Source organism: Streptomyces sp. DSM 15324 (genome assembly GCF_001514285.1).
Taxonomy (GTDB): Bacteria; Actinomycetota; Actinomycetes; order Streptomycetales; family Streptomycetaceae; genus Streptomyces.
The window spans coordinates 374,219-390,521 of the sequence record NZ_KQ949027.1; the positions used below are offsets into that span (position 1 = coordinate 374,219).

A 16,303-nucleotide genomic window follows, 5' to 3' on the forward strand; every position below is an offset into this window, starting at 1 on the left:
AGTCTCACCGCCCTTTCGGCAGTCCGAGGATCCGTTCGGCCACGATGTTGCGCTGGATCTGCGAGGTGCCGGCCGCGATGGTGTACGACAGCGAGGAGAGCCGGTCGAGCACCCAGGGCCGGTCGAGATCGAGGGCCGCGTCGCCGAGGACGTCGGCCGCGGCGTCGTACAGCTCCTGACGGGCGTGCGAGTACCGCAGTTTGAAGACCGAACCGCCGATGCCGGGCACCCCGCCCGCCGAGGCCTCGCTCACGTTCCACTGCGTCAGTCGCCACAGCGCCCGGAACTCGGCCTCCAGGAGGGCGAGCCTGCGCCGCAGCACGGGGTCGTCCCAGCGGCCGTTCGCGCGGGCCTCGCGGGCCAGTTCGCCGAGGACGCGCCGGCAGGCGACGACCTCGCCGACGAACGCCGTGCCGCGCTCGAAGGACAGCGTCACCATGGTGACCCGCCAGCCGTCGTTCTCGGCGCCGACCCGGTGGGCCGCGGGCACCCGCACCTCGTCGAGGAACACCTCGGCGAACTCGGCGGATCCGGCGAGCGTCCGCAGCGGCCGTACGGTGATCCCGGGGGCGTCCATGGGCATCGCCAGCCAGGTGATCCCCCGGTGTCTCGGCGCCGTGGGATCCGTGCGCACGAGCAGTTCGCACCAGTCGGCGACCTCGGCGTGCGAGGTCCAGATCTTGGACCCGCTCACCACGTAGTCGTCGCCGTCGCGCCACGCGCGCGTGCGCAGCGCCGCGAGGTCGGAACCGGCGTCCGGTTCGCTGAAGCCCTGGCACCAGACCTCCTCGCCGCGCAGGATCGGCTCCAGCCAGCGGGCGCGCTGGGCATCCGTGCCCTCGGCGGCGATCGTCGGCCCCGCGTGCAGCAGTCCGACGAAGTTGGCGCCCACGTAGGGGGCTCCGGCCCGCTCCGTCTCCTCCAGGAAGATCAGCCGGGTGGTCGGGTCGGCGTCCCAGTGCACGTGCGCGTACCCGGCGTCGTACAGCGTCCGCTGCCAGCCGAGGTCGTAGCGGCGGCGGCCGGGCCAGTCGTCCGGGGACGGCTTCGGCGGGAGCGCGGGCAGGGCCTTGCCGAGCCACTCCCGCAGCCGGGCGCGGAAGTCCTCCTCCTCGGCCGTGTACGTCAGGTCCATTACTGGTCGAGGTCCAGGTCCAGCATGCGGATCGCGTTGCCCCGCATCAGCTTGTAGACCGTCTCGTCGTCGAGGCCCTTGACGTGGTCGAGGGCGACCTCCCTGGTGTGCGGGAAGGTGGAGTCGACGTGTGGGTAGTCGGTCTCGAAGGTGGCGTTGTCGCGGCCGACGACGTCCAGAGAGGCCACCCCGTGCTTGTCCCGGAAGAAGCAGCAGTACATCTGCCGGTAGTAGTACGTGGACGGCGGCTCGGGGATCAGGTCCCTGACACCGCCCCAGGCCCGGTGCTCCTCCCAGACGTCGTCGGCGCGCTCCAGGGCGTACGGGATCCAGCCCATCTGGCCCTCCGAGTAGGCCAGTTTGAGCGCCGGGAACTTCACCAGCACCCCGCTGAACAGGTAGTCCATCATCGAGGCCATGGCGTTGTTGAAGGACAGGGAGGCCTGGACGGCGGGGGGTGCGTCGGGGGAGGCGGCCGGCATCTGCGAGGACGAGCCGATGTGCATGTTGACGACCGTCCCGGTCTCCTCGCAGACCGCGAAGAACGGGTCCCAGTACCCGGAGTGGATGGACGGCAGCCCCAGGTGGGTCGGGATCTCGGAGAAGGTGACCGCGCGCACCCCGCGGGCGGCGTTGCGCCGGATCTCCGCGACCGCGAGGCCGACGTCCCACAGGGGGATCAGGCACAGCGGGATGAGGCGGCCGCCGCTGTCGCCGCACCACTCCTCGACCATCCAGTCGTTGTAGGCCCGCACGCACGCGTGCGCGACCTCCTTGTCGTGCGCCTCGGCGAAGGTCTGGCCGCAGAAGCGCGGGAAGGAGGGGAAGCACAGGGACGCCTCGACGTGGTTGAGGTCCATGTCCTCCAGGCGGGCCTTCGGGTCCCAGCAGCCGCGCCGCATCTCCTCGCGGGTGATGCCCTCCAGGGTCATCTCGTCGCGGTCGAAGCCGACGGCGGCGATGTTGCGCTTGTAGGGGAACTTCAGGTCCTCGTAGATCCACCAGTCGGTGGGCTGGCCGTCCGGGTCCATGGTGATCTGGTACTTCCCGGCGACGTAGGCCAGCTCGCCGATCCCGGCGGTGAGGGGCTGCGGCCCTCGGTCGCGGTACTTCTGCGGCAGCCAGGTCGCGAAGAGGTGCGCGGGTTCGATCACATGGTCGTCGACGCTGATGATGCGGGGCAGTTCGGTGGCCATGGGTTCCCCTCCGCCGGACGGTACTTATCTGATGACCCGTCAGATAGCATGGCACCTGACGAGTCGTCAGCCAAGCTGGGGGCAGACATGAACGCCATCGCGCACTCCCTGAGCTCCTCCCGCACCCTGTGGGACCTGGTCGCCCGCCGCGCCGAGCTCACCCCCGACCGGCCCGTCCTCCTCCAGGGCGACCGCACCCTGACCTTCGACGAGCTGCGCGCGCGTGCCGAACGGACCGCGGCCGGGCTGTACGGCATGGGCGTGCGCCCGGGGACGGTCGTCGCCTGGCAGCTGCCCACCCGGATCGAGACGGCCGTGCTGTCCTTCGCGCTGGCCCGCCTGGGCGCCGTGCAGAGCCCCGTCATCCCGTTCTACCGGGACCGCGAGGTCGGCTTCGCGCTCAGGGAGTCACGGGCGGAGTTCTTCGCCGTACCGGGCGTCTGGCGCGGTTTCGACCACGGCGAGATGGCCCTGCGGCTCGGCGCGAAGGGCGTGTTCGACGCCTACGACGACCTGCCCGAGGGCGACCCGGCCGTGCTGCCCCCGCCGCCCTCCGAGGGCACCTCGGTCCGCTGGATCTACTGGACCTCCGGTACGACCTCCGACCCCAAGGGCGTCCTGCACACCGACCGTTCCCTCCTCGCGGGCGGCTCCTGCCTCGCCCACGCGCTGGAGCTGACCGCCGACGACGTGGGCTCGATGGCCTTCCCGTACGCACACATCGCGGGGCCCGACTACACCGTCATGCTGCTGCTGTACGGCTTCCCGGCGGTGATGTTCGAGCAGTTCGCGCTGCCGGACGCGCTCGAGGAGTACCGCCGGCACGGGGTGACCGTGGCGGGCGGGTCGACGGCGTTCTACTCGATGTTCCTGGCCGAGCAGCGCAAGCAGCCGGGCGTCCCGGTGATCCCCTCGCTGCGGCTGCTCGCCGGGGGCGGGGCGCCGAAACCCCCGGAGGTGTACCACGCGGTCGTCCGGGAGATGGGCGTGCAGCTCACCCACGGCTACGGCATGACCGAGGTCCCGATGATCACCATGGGGGCGCCGGGCGACACCGAGGAGAACCTCGCCACGACCGAGGGGCGGCCACCGGAGGGGATGGAGATACGCATCGCCGAGGACGGGGAGGTGCGGCTGCGCGGGGAGGCCGTGTGCCGCGGCTACCTGGACCCGGCGCAGACGGCGGAGGCCTTCGACGCGGACGGGTTCCTGCGCACCGGGGACCTCGGGCGGCTCACCGCGAGCGGGCATCTGGTGCTCACCGGGCGGCTCAAGGACGTCATCATCCGCAAGGGGGAGAACATCTCCGCCAAGGAGATCGAGGACCTGCTGGCCGCCCGCCCGGACGTCGGGGACGTGGCGGTGGTCGGGCTGCCGGACGCCGAGCGCGGGGAGCGGGTGTGCGCGGTGGTGGAGCGGGCGGCGGGGGCCGCGGACCCGACGCTGGAGGCGCTGACGTCGTATCTGCGCGCGGCGGGACTGTCCGTGCACAAGCTGCCGGAGCAGCTGGAGGTGGTGGACGCCCTGCCGCGCAACGACACGCTCCGCAAGGTCCTGAAGTACAAGCTGCGCGAGCGCTACTCGGAGACGGTGAAGTAGCGGGCCACCGCGGGGACGACGTCCCGCTCGCCGACCCTGTCGTCGCCGTCGGTGTCGAGGGCGGCGGCGACCGTGCGGGCGAGGTCCTGGTGGACGCCCAGGGCGTGCAGCACGCGCGCGGTGTCGGCGACCGTGGCCAGGCCGTCGCCGTCGGCGTCCGCGAGGTCCAGGGCGGCGTGCAGGAAGGGGCGGGCGATCTCGGCGAACCGGTCGGGGTTGTCGTGCAGCCGCTTGACGGCGCCGCCCACGAACTCGTCCCGGGTGATGCGCTGGTCGCCGTCGCGGTCCGCGATGCCCGCCATGCCCTGCCAGAAGGCCTCCGCGCCCGCGTACAGCGCCTGGCCCTTGTCGGAGCGGGCCGCCGTGCCGAACTCGACCAGCAGCGCCTTGGCGGCCGCGCCGAAGTCCTCGCGGTCGATGTAGCCGTTGCCGTCCTGGTCGAACGTGGCGAACCGGGCGGCGATCCTGCGTTCGTACTCGCTGCTGACCATGCTGTCCTCCGGCCGCCTGGCGTCCTGGTGCGGGAAACCTTCCGGCAGGGAGCGTACGACGCCGCGGGCCCCGTGGGAGCCGGTGGGCGGTCTCCGTACCCGGACCGGGTGTATTTCGGGACATCCCTGTCGCAGGACAGCCCTGTCGCAGGACGGCCCGCGTCCTGCCGCGGTGCGGCTCAGGCCGTCAGCGGTTCGGAGCCGTCCTCGGCCACGGCCTCCGCGAGGTCGCCGTAGATGTCGAAGAGGCGCCGGACGCCGAGCGCGCCCAGGACACGGTTGACGTGGGAGTCCTCCGGGGCCCCGCGCGCGGGCAGGATCAGCCGCAGCCCGCCGCGGCAGGAGCGGATGAGTCTGCGGGCCGCGATGAGCACGCCGACGCCGCTGGAGTCGCAGAAGTACACGTCGGAGAGGTCCAGGACGAGACGGTGACGACCCTCGGCCACCTCGTCGTGCACCCGCTGCCGCAGCACCGGTGACGTCACCAGGTCCAGCTCGCCCGACACATGGAGCACGGCCCACCCGCCCCGCTCGCCGCCGGTCACCTTGAAGGCCACCCTCACGCCTTTCCCTCGCCGTAAACGGAAGCGGTCCCTACGCTTCCTTGCAGCGCGGCTGCCCAGCGGCGTTGCCCCGAAACGCGTGGCGAAAAACAGGCACAGGACGAAAGCGGCTTGATTCCGTCATATTCAGTCTTGTTCGATCCACCTCAGCCCAACATCGCTCGCACACGATCGAAACAGAACACACTTGATCCGGATTGGTCATGATGGGTCTGGGAAGACGCGGGCTCATACCACTTCCCGGCCGATCAGGGGCGCACATTGGAACAAAGGGGCGTGCGTTGTCCTACGTGCCGACTACATTCGAGGTGACGGTGGACGCAGGCTGGGCCAAGACACGGGCACAGGTGAGGGGGCCGCATGGCGAAGAAGGACGCACCGCCCCGCTGGGACCGCAGGATGCAGCAGCGACTCGCGCGCGGTGAGGCGGCCGCCCTCGGTGAGCTCTACGACCGGTTCGCTTCACTCGTGCACGGCCTCGCCCATCGTGTGCTCGGAGACGAACACGCGGCCGACCGCGTCACCCGCGAGGTCTTCGTCCACGTCTGGCAGCACCCCGACGCCTACGACCCCCAGCAGGGCCCCCTGCGCACCTGGATCGCCGGGCTGACCCACCGGCTCGCCGTGCAGCGGCTGCGCGCCACCGAGACCGCCGCGCTGGCCGAGGGCGGCCCCGGCACCGCCGAGGACCTGGAGCGCAAGGTGCGGCACGCCGCGGTCGCCGCCCGCGCCGACTACATCGTCCAGGCCATGCCCGCCCCCCTGCGCGCCGCCCTGGAACTGGCCTACTTCCAGCGCCGCGACTACCGCCAGACCGCCGCCGACCTCGGCGTCACCGAGGACGAGGCCCGCCGCCGGCTCCGCCTCGGCCTGCAACTGCTCTCCACCGCCCACGACACACCGGCCTCCGGAGCCCCTCCCGAGTACGGGGGTGCGGCGTGAGCGACGCGGACGGATCCGAGGGCATCGACGACGAGAGCGAGGACGGCAAGGACGGCACGGACGGCAGCGAGGGCTACGACGGCTCCATGGACGACCACACCGCGACCGGCGGCGACCCGAGCGGGGACCCGGGCGACCAGGGCGACGGCACCCGCCGTGCGCCCCGCATCCCGTTCCCCCGCGCCTCCGTCGAGGACACGGGACTGCCGCTGCCCGCGCTGGAGGCGCTCGTCGTCGCGGAACCGCCGCGGCTGGAGCACCGCGTGCTGAAGGCCCTGCTGGGCGCCGGCGCGCAGGGCTGGCCGCGCCCGCGCCGAGCGCCCGGCACCTGGTGAGCGCCGGCAGCCCCGGTCGCAGTCTGCGGCTGGAGATCGAGGGCGACGGCGGGGGCGAGTGGCTGATCCCCCTCGACTCACCCGCGGCGGTGGGCTCCGCCGCGCACGAGGTGGCGCACGTGGCGCTGGACGACGTGGAGTTCTGCCGGCTGGCCGCGGGGCACGTACCGCCGGAGGAGGCCGCGGCGGGGCAGCTGGGCGATCGGGGGGCGATCAGGGACGTGCTGTTCGCCGCGGCGTCGCTGAGCCGGATGTAGGGGTCGTTACAGGGGCGGTTGCGGTGCGTGGGCGGCTGCGGGTGCGCTGTGGCTGGTCGCGCGATTCCCCGCGCCCGTGGACAGTCACGCCCGCTGGATCAGGGGCGCGGGGAACTGCGCGAACAACCCCACGCACCCGCACCCGCACCCGCACCCGCACCCGCCGAGACAGACCCCCGCCTCCCTAGGCGAACACCACCGTCCGGTGCCCGTTGAGCAGAATCCTGCGCTCCGCGTGCCACTTCACGGCCCGCGCCAGCGCCTGGCACTCCACGTCACGGCCGACCGCGACCAGCTGGTCGGGGGTGGCGTCGTGCCCCACCCGCTCGACCTCCTGCTCGATGATCGGCCCCTCGTCGAGATCGGCGGTGACATAGTGCGCCGTCGCCCCGATCAGCTTCACGCCCCGCGTGTGCGCCTGGTGGTACGGCTTCGCGCCCTTGAAGCTCGGCAGGAAGGAGTGGTGGATGTTGATGATGCGGCCGCTGAGCTGCTTGCACAGGTCGTCCGAGAGCACCTGCATGTAGCGGGCCAGGACCACCAGCTCGACGTTCTCCTCGCGCACGATCTCCAGCAGCTTCGCCTCGGCCTCTGCCTTCGTCTCCCTGGTCACCGGGATGTGGTGGAAGGGGATGTCGTACGAGCCCACCAGCTCGGTGAAGTCGGTGTGGTTGGACACCACCGCCGCGATCTCCACCGGCAGCGCGCCGATCCTGGCGCGGAAGAGCAGGTCGTTCAGGCAGTGGCCGAACTTGCTGACCAGCAGGACGATGCGCATCTTCTCGTCGGCCCGGTTGATCTGCCAGTCCATGTGGAAGGAGTCGCCGATCGCCGCGAAGCTCGCCCGCAGCTTGTCCACGGTCTGCGGCGCGTCGGCCGAGAAGTGGACCCGCATGAAGAACAGTCCCGTGTCGTGGTCGCCGAACTGCTGACTGTCCTCGATGTTGCAGCCGGTCATGAACAGATAGCTCGACACGGCGTGCACGATGCCCGGCTTGTCGGGGCAGGAGAGGGTGAGGACGTACTGGTCGGCGGGGGACGCCGCGGCTCGGGCGGACTGCTCACTCATGCAGCACAGGGTCTCACGTCCACCCCGGCACGGCGGAGGCCGTCCCGCTACGCGGACCTCGTCATGATGCGCAGCACTTCCAGGGTGCGCGGCGGCGCGTCCGGGTCCTCGCCGTCGGCCACCGCCAGGCGCAGGTGCGCGTCCCGGGCCGCCTGCACCGCCTCGGGCCAGCCGGGGTGGGAGACATAGGTGGAGACCGGCGCGTCCGGGCCGACCTGGTGCATGATCCGCAGGACGCGCAGCACGGCGGTGTCGACGAGCGCCGCCTCCTGCGGGTCACGGAAGATCGTGCCGACGTACTTCTCGGCGGACCAGTTGTCCAGCCAGGTGTCCTCGACCAGACGGTAGACGGCGTCGGTGACGTCGCCGTATCCGTCCACCCCGGCCAGCCAGACGTTCTGCTGGAACACCGGGTCGGAGAGCATGTGCAGCGCGGAGCGCACATTGCTGCGCCAGCGCCACCACGGCATGTCGTTGAGTGGCATGCCGCCCATGGTGGAGGAGCGACGGCCGCGACGGGAAGAGTTCTCCGAACCTTGCACGGTCATCGATCGTACGTTTTCGCACCCCCGAGTCCTCACGGACCCCGGTAATTCACTCTCGCGTCACCCCGCGTTGACCGTGGGTCACTCCCAGGTTATTGATGTGACGGAATCGTGCGTGGTCATGACCGGCAGGCGACGCACCTTCCCGCGAAGTACCTTCCTCCCCAGGTTTCTCCGCACTACCGGAAACGGCAGACCGGCCGCCCGCGCGGCGGGCGCTCTGGCCGCCGTGGCGTCGCTGACCGCCGGATGCGGGGTCGTCCCCGGAGTCACGGGGGGTTCCGGGGACGACGCGATCGTCGTGATGACCTGGGCGCCCGTGGGAACGGCCGCCACGAACAAGCCCGGCATGCCCGCCTTCGCCCGCGCCTACGCCCGCTGGATCAACTCCAAGGGCGGCCTCGACGGCCACAAGCTCACCGTGCTGACCTGCAACGACCACAACGACGCGGTGTCCGCGGCGGCCTGTGCCCGGCGCGCGGTCAAGGAGAACGCGGTCGCCGTCGTCGGCTCCTACAGCCAGCACTCCGATGCGTTCTTCCCGCACCTGGAGGGCGCCGGCATCCCCTACATAGGCGGCTACGGCGTCACGAACTCCGAGTTCACCAGCCCTCTGTCCTACCCGGTCAACGGCGGTCAGCCCGCCCTCCTCGCCGGTCTCGGCAAGGTGCTGGCCGACTCCTGCGCGGGGCCCGTGGCCCTCGTGCGCCCCGACACCATCGCGGGCGACGCGCTGGCGCCGATGCTGGACGCCGGTCTGCGGGCGGGCGGGCACGACAGGGCGGAGGACCAGCGGGCGGCGGAGGACGCCACCGAGTACTCCACGCAGGCCGAGAAGGCCCTGCGGACGGCCACCGGCGCCACGGCGGGCAGCGGCACGGCGAGCGGCGGCACGGGGTCCGGTAGTACGGCGACCGGCGGCACGGGCTGTGTGGTGCCCGCGCTGGGCGACCGCAACGGCACCTTCATGGACTCCTTCCGCCGCAGCCGCGCGGACTATCCCGCGGTGCACACCGGAAGCGTGCTGGGCAGCGTCGACCAGACCGTCATCGACGCCAGCGGCGGCGGCTCCGGCCCGTACGAGGGGGCGTACGTCACCGGCTGGTACCCGGTGGAGAGCGACAAGCGGTGGGCCGGGATGAAGAAGGTGATCAGCGAGTCCGCCTTCTCCGACACCAGCATCGACCCCTCCGACACCGGCGTGCAGACCACCTGGATCGCCTACAACGTGCTGCGGCAGGCCGTGGAGTCGCTGGGCGACCACGAGGTGAGCGCCGACTCCGTCCGCTCCGCCCTCAACAGCGGCCGGACGTTCACCACCGGCGGACTCACCCCCGCCCTGCGCTGGAAGTTCACCAGCCGGCTCGCCGCCGTCGGGTTCCCCCGGCTGTCCAACGCCGAGGTGACCGTGCAGCAGGTGCGCAAGGGCCTGCTGGTGGCCTCGCGGAAGGGCTTCGTCGACGTCACCGGCACCATGGAGGACGCGGACGTCGGCTGAGGGCCCGGCCCGGCCCGGGTCAGAGCTGGGTGGGCTGGCGCTCCGTCAGACCGTGCTTCCGGGCGATCGCGTTCCACAGCCGGGCGGCCTTGTTCTTCTGCGCGCTCGCGGTGCCGCTCTCCCGGTTGCCCTGCTGGGTGGCGTTCGTGCTGCGGGCGCCGCCCTTCTTGCAGGCCTTGCGCTGGTTGCCGGCGACCTCGTCGGCCCAGTCCGCGTAGTGGTTGTCGGCGGCCGCCGAGGCCTGCCAGGCCTTGGTGAGGGCACCGGTCAGCGCGGCGTGGTCGGGCAGCTGGTCGACGTCGAGCGCGGCCAGCTTGGTGACCAGCTCGTTGCGCTGGCCGGCGGCGGCCCGCAGGTCCGAGGCGGCCTGGTCGAGGTTGTCGCAGCGCCTCACGTCCGCCACCGCGGCGATCACGCTGGCCCGGCTGCTGCCGCTGTCCGCGAGCAGCTGGTCCAGGGCGGTCGCCTGCTGCTCGGCCGGGTCGTCCCCGGAGGCCGACGGCTCGCCCGCCGAGGCCGACGCGGCGACGGGCTTGCCGGCGTCGCCCTTGTCGTCGTCGCCGCCTCCGCCGCCGAGCAGCGCGCCCGCGCCGATCCCGACGACGGCGATCGCGACGCCGACCGCCGCGATCAGCGGCAGGCGCGAGCCGGTACGGCCGCCGCGGCCCCGCTCGTCACCGTGGTCGTCGTGGCGTACGGGAGGCACATAGGTGGGCTGGGGGGCGCGCGCCGCGGGCCTGGCGCCGTAGCCCTGCGGGCCACCGCCGTAGCCGGGGGTCGCCGGCTCGGTGATGCGCGGAAGCTGCTGGGTGGCCCCGGCCGGGGCGCCGGCCCCCGCGCCGCCGCCCGGTCCGTCGCGGAAGAGGTTCTCGAACCCGGCGGGCGGCTGTGCGCCCCCGCCCGCCGCCGGACCGCCCTGGGCGGGCACGGGCGGCAGGTACTGCGTGGCCTCGGCGTCGGAGTGCGCGGCGCCCGGGTAGTGCGCCGCCCCGCCGGGGCTCTCGGGCGGCAGCGCGCCCGGCCGGACCGGCGGGATGTACTGCGTGGCTGCCTCGTCGCCGCCCGGGACGGGGCCGGCGGCGGGGACGGGCGGCAGCACCTGGGTCCGGCCGTCGTCGACCGGGCCCGACGGAACCGGCGGTATGTACTGGGTGGCCCCGTCGGCGCCGTCGGCGTACGGCGGTACCGGCGCCCCCGGCCCGCCCTGCGGGTACGCCGGCGGCGCGGCCGACCCCTGCGGGGCCTGGCCGTAGGCGGCCGGGGTCTGGCGGTGCTGGTCGTAGCCGGTGAAACCCTGCGGGTTCCCGTCGTACGACGGCTGCGGCGCCGCCGGAGCGCTCTGGCCGTAGCTCTGCCCCGGCGCGCCGCCCTCGGGCGGGAACGGGCCCGTGCCCCACGGGTCGGGCTGCGCGGTGCCCCACTGCTGCGGCTGCTGCTGGTCCGGGGGCAGCGGCCAGCCCTGCTCCTGCTGCCCGGCCGGCACCTGCTGCTCGGGGCCCCACGGCTGCTCCCAGGTCCCGCCGCCCGCCGGGGGCTGCGCGGGCGGCTGCTGCCCGTACGACTGAGCCCCGTACGGACCGGGCCGTCCGCCCCGACGGGGGCCCGACTGCGGTCCGCCGGCGTCCGTGAGTCCCGGAATGAGGGGCTCACCACCGTCGGAGGGCAGCACGATGCCTTCGCGCGCGGGCCGCGCCGAGGGCTCCTCGCCCTGTCCACTCTGCGTCACCGGGACTCCTACGAACGGGGGACTGTCGGAATCGTCGGCTCACGCTACCGGGTCCCCGGAACCCCGTGCCACGCAGCTCAGGACGTGATCTGCCTCCCAGTGACGTCCGTTACAGATCCGGAGCGCCGTGCGCCGCGTCCGGCACATCCCGTACGGGACCTGTGCGTTTCCCGGACGTTCACGCGACGGCGCCCCGTCCGTTCACGCCGCGGCCTGGAGCTCCAGCCGCGCCCCGAACTCCCTGACCACCGGCTCCTCCCGGTACGGCTCCAGCCGCTGCTGGAGGTCCTCCAGGTACTCCGCGCCCCGGTTGGAGCGCAGGGTCTCCAGGAGTTCCACCGCCTTCAGACCGGTGCTGCACGCCTGCTCGACCTGACGCTGCTGCACCTGCGCGGTGGCGAGGAGGACGTACCCGATGGCCCGGCGGCGGGCCCGGCTCTCCGGATGCCCGGCCAGCGACTGCTCGGCGCACCGCGCCGCCGCCTCCGCCTGCCCGAGGTCGCGGTGGCAGTGCGCCAACTCGTCCGCCAGATAGGCCTCGTCGAAGTGCGCGATCCACGCCGGGTCGTCGCCCGCGGACGGCTCGGCACCCTCCAGCGCCGACACCGCCCGCCCCGAGGCGAGCTGGGCGGACCGGACGTCGCCCATCAGCGCGTGCCCCCGGGCCTCCGCCGCGAGGAACATCGACTCCGCGCGCGGGGTGACCCGCCCACGCGCCCCCTCCTGGGCCGCGCGCGCCAACTGGGCGATCTCCCGCGGGTTCCCGAGCTGGGCGGCGAGGTGGCTCATCGACGCGGCGAGGACGTACCCGCCGTAGCCGCGGTCGCCCGCCGCCTGCGCGAGCCGCAGGGACTGGATGTAGTACCGCTGGGCCAGCCCCGGTTGGCCGGTGTCGACGGCCATGTACCCGGCGAGTTCCGTCAACCGGGCCACCGCGGCGAAGAGTTCGCGGCCCACCGCCTCCCGGTAGGAGCCGGCCAGCAGCCCCGAGACGACGCTGTTGAGGTAGTGCACGACCACCGGGCGGACATGCCCGCTGCCGTACTGGTGGTCCAGGTCGACCAGGGCCTGCGTCATCGCCTTGACGGCCGCCACGTCGGACAGGCCCACCCGCGGTCCCGCCGACCGCGCCACCTGGGCGTCGGGCGACGAGATCAGCCAGTCGCGGCTGGGCTCGACCAGCGCCGAGGCGGCGACGGACGAACCGGAGAGGAAGTCGCGCCGGCCCACGTCGCTGCGCCACAGCTCGCAGACCTGCTCGATGGCCCCCAGCACCGTCGGCGAGAACTGGAGACCCACGCCCGACGCGAGGTTCTTGCCGTTGGCCATGCCGATCTCGTCGATCGTGACCGTACGGCCGAGCTTGCGGCCCAGGGCCTCGGCGATGATCGCCGGGGCGCGCCCGCGCGGCTGCTGTCCGCGCAGCCAGCGGGCCACCGACGTCTTGTCGTAGCGCAGGTCGAGACCGTGCTCGGCCCCGCACATGTTGACCCGGCGGGCGAGCCCGGCGTTCGAGCACCCCGCCTCCTGGATGAGCGCCTGCAGCCGTTCGTTCGGCTGCCGGGCGACGAGAGGCCTTGCGGCCATTGGCACTACCCCCTGTGGAGTTCCGCACCGAAAAGTTCCGGCCGAGAAGATCAATGCCCCATGGAAACAGCGAAAATGCGAGGCATGTGCTGATTGCACGAGAAGTGCCGGGATATCGGCGGAAGTCCGCCCCCGTCGGTGCCTACCCGTTCCCGCGCCCGTTCCTTCCGCGCGCCCCCGGGATGCACCCATGCGCCCCGGACGCGGAATCGGTGCTCCCTCCCCGCGCACAGTGGTCGTGCGTAACCCGCGGTGACCGCTAGAGTTGTCCTCATCGTGGAAGAGACCATCGCGGGCGCCGACGCCACTCAAATCCCGAAGCAGCGCGGGGAATCGCTGCTCGAGACCGCTGTTCGCTACGCCGAGGAACGTCATTGGGACGTCTTCCCCGGCACCTGGCTGGAAGCCGTCGGCGGTTTGCAGCGCTGCTCCTGCGGCGACACCGCGTGCGCGGCGCCCGGGGCGCATCCCACGGGCCCCGACTGGGTGACGCAGGCGACGGGCAGTGCGACCGTCGCGCGCCGGATGTGGCAGAAGCAGCCGACCGCCTCGATCCTGCTCCCCACCGGGCGTACGTTCGACGCGATCTCCGTGCCGGAGACGGCAGGGTTCCTCGCGCTGGCGCGGATGGAGCGGATGCAACTGACGCTGGGGCCGGTGACGTTGACGCCGGACCGGCGGATGCAGTTCTTCGTGCTGCCGGGGGCGTCCGCGAAGGTGCCGGACCTGGTGCGCAAGCTGGGCTGGTCCCTCGGGTCGCTGGATCTGGTGACGTTGGGCGAGGGCACGTACGTGGCCGCGCCGCCCACGCGCTTCGGGTCCCGGGGCGCGGTGCAGTGGGCCTGCCGGCCGACCGCCGCGAACCGGTGGCTGCCGGACGCGGAGGAGTTGATCTCTCCGCTGGCCTACGCGTGCGGGCGGGATCGGTAATCGTTCCTCCGCCGCAAAAGCGACGTGCCTGAACGTAGGCTTCGGGCATGACGTCTGCCGTGCGCGTTCGTGGGCTGTGGAAGCGGTTCGGGCAGCAGGTCGCGGTTGCCGGGATCGATCTCGATCTGCCCGCCGGGAAGTTCATCGGGCTCGTCGGACCCAACGGGGCGGGGAAGACGACCACGCTCTCCATGGTGACCGGGCTGTTGCGGCCCGACCAGGGAGTCGTCGAGGTGGGCGGGCGGGACGTGTGGCGGGATCCCGTGGCGGTGAAGGCACGGATCGGGGTGCTGCCGGAGGGGCTGCGGCTGTTCGAGCGGCTGTCGGGGCGTGAACTGCTCGGGTACAGCGGACGGCTGCGCGGGCTGCCCGGGGCCGAAGTCGACCGGCGGGCCACGCAGTTGCTCGACGTCCTCGATCTCGCGGGGGCCCAGCACAAACTGGTCGTCGACTACTCGACGGGGATGCGGAAGAAAATCGGGCTCGCGACGGCGCTGCTGCACAATCCCGAGGTGCTCTTCCTCGACGAGCCGTTCGAGGGGGTCGACCCGGTGTCCGCGCAGACCATCCGCGGGGTGCTGGAGCGGTACACCGCCTCCGGGGCCACCGTCGTCTTCTCCTCGCATGTGATGGAACTCGTCGAGTCCCTCTGCGACTGGGTGGCGGTGATGGCGGCGGGGCGGATCCGGGCGCACGGGACGCTGGAGGAGGTCCGCGGGGCGGCCCCCTCGTTGCAGCGGGCGTTCCTGGAACTGGTCGGCGCCGAGGGGCGGCCCGGCGGGGCGGATCTCGACTGGCTGGGCGGCGGGGCCGCCCGATGACCGCGCTGACCGCCACCGTCGTACGGCTGAAGCTGTCGCTGCTGCGGGGCGGGCTGCGGCAGTCCGGTGGGCGGCGGGCCGCGTACGTGGTGTCCGCCGTGGTCGTGCTGGTGTTCGCGGTGCTCCAGCTGCTCGGCCTGATCGCGCTGCGGGGGCACGCGCACGCCGATGCCCTGGTGGTGCTGCTGGTGGGGTTGCTGGGGCTGGGGTGGGCGGTGATGCCGCTGTTCTTCCCCGGCGGGGACGAGACGCTGGACCCGACGCGGCTGGTGCTGCTTCCGCTGCGGACCCGGCCGCTGGTCCGGGCGCTGCTGGCGGCCTCGCTGGTGGGGATCGGGCCGCTGTTCACCGTGCTGATGCTCATCGGCGCGGTGGTCGCGGTGGCGCACGGCCCCGCGGCCTACGTCGTCTCGGTCGTCGCGGTCGTCCTGGCGCTGCTGGTGTGCGTGGCGCTCGCGCGGGCCGTCGCCGCCGCCAACGTGCGGCTGCTGACCAGCCGCCGCGGGCGGGACCTGGCGGTGCTCAGCGGGCTGGTGATCGCCGTCGGCGCGCAGGGCGTCAACTTCGCGGCACAACGGCTGGGCACGGCCGGGCTGGGGCAGCTCGATCCCGCGGCGGAGGTGGTGCGGTGGCTGCCGCCGGCCTCGGCGGTCGGCGCGGTCGACTCGGTGAGCGAGGGGGCGTACGGCCTCGCCGCGGGGCAGCTCGCGGTCGGTGCGGCGGTGCTGGCGGGGCTCGTGGCCGTGTGGGCGCGGAGTCTGGAGCGGCTGATGACCGCGCCGGACGGTTCCACGCTGGGTGCCGCCGAGGCGGACGCGCGGGACCGGCGCGGAGGGAGCGGGTGGGTCCGACTGCTGCCGGGCGGCCGTACCGGGACCGTCATGGAGCGCAGCCTGCGCTATGTGTGGCGCGATCCGAAGACGAAGGCGGCCTGGGTGACCTCGCTGGCGATCGGGCTGATCGTGCCCGTGTTCAACGCGGTGCAGGGCACCGGTTCGATCTACTTCGCCTGTTTCGCGGCCGGGATGCTCGGCATCCAGATGTACAACCAGTTCGGGCAGGACACCTCGGCGTTCTGGATGGTCGCGCTGACGGTGTCCTCGCCCCGGGACGCCTACGTCGAACTGCGCGGCCGTGCCCTCGCGCTGCTGGTGATCACCCTGCCGTACGCGACGCTGGTGACCGTGGTGACGACGGCGCTCCTCGGACAGTGGCCGAGGCTGCCGGAGGTGCTGGGGCTGTCGCTGGCCCTGCTGGGCGCGATGCTCACGACCGGCGCCTGGACGTCGGCCCGCTTCCCCTACTCGATCCCCCAGGAGGGCTACAAGAACGTGGCCCCCGGGCAGACCGGGCTGGCCTGGATCTCCATCTTCGGCGGGATGGTCGCCGCCGCCCTGCTGTGCGCCCCGGTCATCGCGGGGACCATCTGGCTGAACGTCACCGTGGACGGTGAGCTGTGGAGCTGGGTGCTGCTGCCGGTCGGCGCGCTGTACGGGACGGCGATCACCGTGCTGGGCCTGCGCCTGGCGGCCCCGCAGGTGGCGGCCCGCCTGCCGGAGATCCTGGCGGCGGTGAGCAAGGGCTGAGCGGGCACAGGCCTCTGCGACAC

The 16,303-nt window shown here is 72.8% G+C and carries 15 protein-coding genes and 1 pseudogene; 8 read left to right on the forward strand and 8 right to left on the reverse strand.

Going from position 1 to position 16,303, the window contains the following annotated elements:
* Positions 1-4: 4 nt before the first annotated feature.
* Positions 5-1,135, reverse strand: coding sequence for an acyl-CoA dehydrogenase family protein (locus tag AQJ58_RS18450; protein ID WP_067251434.1), 1,131 nt, complete (start codon positions 1,133-1,135; stop codon positions 5-7).
* Positions 1,135-2,331 (reverse strand): amidohydrolase family protein, encoded by a 1,197-nt coding sequence (locus AQJ58_RS18455; protein ID WP_067251435.1) that lies wholly within the window; start codon positions 2,329-2,331, stop codon positions 1,135-1,137. Before AQJ58_RS18455 ends, AQJ58_RS18450 begins: the two co-directional genes overlap by 1 nt.
* Positions 2,332-2,418: 87 nt before the next feature.
* Between AQJ58_RS18455 and AQJ58_RS18460 the strand changes: the two genes are divergently transcribed.
* Complete coding sequence (locus AQJ58_RS18460) at positions 2,419-3,930, forward strand: class I adenylate-forming enzyme family protein (protein ID WP_067251437.1); 1,512 nt, start codon at positions 2,419-2,421, stop codon at positions 3,928-3,930.
* On the opposite strand, the gene AQJ58_RS18465 is transcribed toward AQJ58_RS18460, so the two are convergent.
* Together AQJ58_RS18465 and AQJ58_RS18470 are read right to left on the reverse strand one after the other, a co-directional pair.
* Positions 3,909-4,421, reverse strand: coding sequence for an EF-hand domain-containing protein (locus AQJ58_RS18465; protein ID WP_067251439.1), 513 nt, complete (start codon positions 4,419-4,421; stop codon positions 3,909-3,911). The two genes, AQJ58_RS18460 and AQJ58_RS18465, sit on opposite strands and share 22 nt — an antisense overlap.
* A gap of 179 nt (positions 4,422-4,600) precedes the next feature.
* Positions 4,601-4,984: an STAS domain-containing protein gene (locus AQJ58_RS18470; protein ID WP_067251440.1), complete on the reverse strand. Its 384-nt coding sequence runs from the start codon at positions 4,982-4,984 to the stop codon at positions 4,601-4,603.
* Positions 4,985-5,344: 360 nt separating this feature from the next.
* Here AQJ58_RS18470 and AQJ58_RS18475 point away from each other — a divergent pair, with 360 nt between their 5' ends.
* The 3 genes and pseudogenes from AQJ58_RS18475 to AQJ58_RS18485 form a co-directional block, all read left to right on the forward strand.
* Positions 5,345-5,926: an RNA polymerase sigma factor gene (locus tag AQJ58_RS18475; protein ID WP_067251443.1), complete on the forward strand. Its 582-nt coding sequence runs from the start codon at positions 5,345-5,347 to the stop codon at positions 5,924-5,926.
* On the forward strand, positions 5,923-6,261 hold the full coding sequence (locus AQJ58_RS43830; RefSeq protein WP_067251444.1) for a hypothetical protein: 339 nt from the start codon (positions 5,923-5,925) through the stop codon (positions 6,259-6,261). Before AQJ58_RS18475 ends, AQJ58_RS43830 begins: the two co-directional genes overlap by 4 nt.
* Positions 6,204-6,518: pseudogene (locus AQJ58_RS18485) on the forward strand (hypothetical protein); the annotation flags it as partial. The gene AQJ58_RS43830 and the pseudogene AQJ58_RS18485, both read left to right, overlap by 58 nt.
* A 184-nt stretch (positions 6,519-6,702) precedes the next feature.
* Here AQJ58_RS18485 and purU read toward each other — a convergent pair.
* Positions 6,703-7,587, reverse strand: a complete 885-nt coding sequence (gene purU, locus AQJ58_RS18490; RefSeq protein WP_067251447.1) for a formyltetrahydrofolate deformylase — start codon at positions 7,585-7,587, stop codon at positions 6,703-6,705.
* A gap of 47 nt (positions 7,588-7,634) precedes the next feature.
* Positions 7,635-8,135: an SCO4402 family protein gene (locus AQJ58_RS18495; protein WP_067251449.1), complete on the reverse strand. Its 501-nt coding sequence runs from the start codon at positions 8,133-8,135 to the stop codon at positions 7,635-7,637.
* Positions 8,136-8,253: 118 nt separating this feature from the next.
* On the opposite strand from AQJ58_RS18495, the gene AQJ58_RS18500 reads away from it, so the two are divergent.
* Positions 8,254-9,630 carry an ABC transporter substrate-binding protein gene (locus AQJ58_RS18500; protein WP_067251450.1) on the forward strand — a complete coding sequence of 459 codons (1,377 nt, stop codon included), beginning with the start codon at positions 8,254-8,256 and terminating at the stop codon, positions 9,628-9,630.
* A gap of 19 nt (positions 9,631-9,649) precedes the next feature.
* Here the strand turns inward: AQJ58_RS18500 and AQJ58_RS18505 are convergent, their stop codons facing one another.
* A complete protein-coding gene (locus tag AQJ58_RS18505; RefSeq protein ID WP_067251452.1) occupies positions 9,650-11,356 on the reverse strand; it encodes a hypothetical protein in 1,707 nt (568 codons plus the stop codon).
* A 201-nt stretch (positions 11,357-11,557) separates the two neighbouring features.
* The gene (locus tag AQJ58_RS18510) at positions 11,558-12,943 is read right to left on the reverse strand and encodes an NsdA family TPR-like regulatory protein (RefSeq protein ID WP_067251454.1); all 1,386 of its coding nucleotides are present in this window, start codon (positions 12,941-12,943) and stop codon (positions 11,558-11,560) included.
* A gap of 276 nt (positions 12,944-13,219) precedes the next feature.
* Here AQJ58_RS18510 and AQJ58_RS18515 point away from each other — a divergent pair, with 276 nt between their 5' ends.
* The 3 genes from AQJ58_RS18515 to AQJ58_RS18525 are packed head-to-tail and all read left to right on the forward strand — an operon-like array spanning position 13,220 to position 16,280.
* Positions 13,220-13,873 (forward strand): bifunctional DNA primase/polymerase, encoded by a 654-nt coding sequence (locus AQJ58_RS18515; protein WP_067251831.1) that lies wholly within the window; start codon positions 13,220-13,222, stop codon positions 13,871-13,873.
* A gap of 47 nt (positions 13,874-13,920) precedes the next feature.
* Positions 13,921-14,694, forward strand: a complete 774-nt coding sequence (locus AQJ58_RS18520; RefSeq protein ID WP_067251455.1) for an ABC transporter ATP-binding protein — start codon at positions 13,921-13,923, stop codon at positions 14,692-14,694.
* Positions 14,691-16,280 carry a transporter gene (locus AQJ58_RS18525; RefSeq protein WP_067251456.1) on the forward strand — a complete coding sequence of 530 codons (1,590 nt, stop codon included), beginning with the start codon at positions 14,691-14,693 and terminating at the stop codon, positions 16,278-16,280. The genes AQJ58_RS18520 and AQJ58_RS18525 overlap by 4 nt, the downstream gene beginning before the upstream one ends.
* Positions 16,281-16,303 lie beyond the last annotated feature (23 nt).

Coding starts and splice junctions, on each gene's coding strand:
- AQJ58_RS18455 (WP_067251435.1), bottom strand. CDS start 2,331: ATGGCCACCGAACTGCCCCGCATCATCAGCGTCGACGACCATGTGATC.
- purU (WP_067251447.1), bottom strand. CDS start 7,587: ATGAGTGAGCAGTCCGCCCGAGCCGCGGCGTCCCCCGCCGACCAGTAC.
- AQJ58_RS18475 (WP_067251443.1), top strand. CDS start 5,345: ATGGCGAAGAAGGACGCACCGCCCCGCTGGGACCGCAGGATGCAGCAG.
- AQJ58_RS18520 (WP_067251455.1), top strand. CDS start 13,921: ATGACGTCTGCCGTGCGCGTTCGTGGGCTGTGGAAGCGGTTCGGGCAG.
- AQJ58_RS18450 (WP_067251434.1), bottom strand. CDS start 1,135: ATGGACCTGACGTACACGGCCGAGGAGGAGGACTTCCGCGCCCGGCTG.
- AQJ58_RS18525 (WP_067251456.1), top strand. CDS start 14,691: ATGACCGCGCTGACCGCCACCGTCGTACGGCTGAAGCTGTCGCTGCTG.
- AQJ58_RS18510 (WP_067251454.1), bottom strand. CDS start 12,943: ATGGCCGCAAGGCCTCTCGTCGCCCGGCAGCCGAACGAACGGCTGCAG.
- AQJ58_RS18465 (WP_067251439.1), bottom strand. CDS start 4,421: ATGGTCAGCAGCGAGTACGAACGCAGGATCGCCGCCCGGTTCGCCACG.
- AQJ58_RS18495 (WP_067251449.1), bottom strand. CDS start 8,135: ATGACCGTGCAAGGTTCGGAGAACTCTTCCCGTCGCGGCCGTCGCTCC.
- AQJ58_RS18500 (WP_067251450.1), top strand. CDS start 8,254: ATGACCGGCAGGCGACGCACCTTCCCGCGAAGTACCTTCCTCCCCAGG.
- AQJ58_RS18460 (WP_067251437.1), top strand. CDS start 2,419: ATGAACGCCATCGCGCACTCCCTGAGCTCCTCCCGCACCCTGTGGGAC.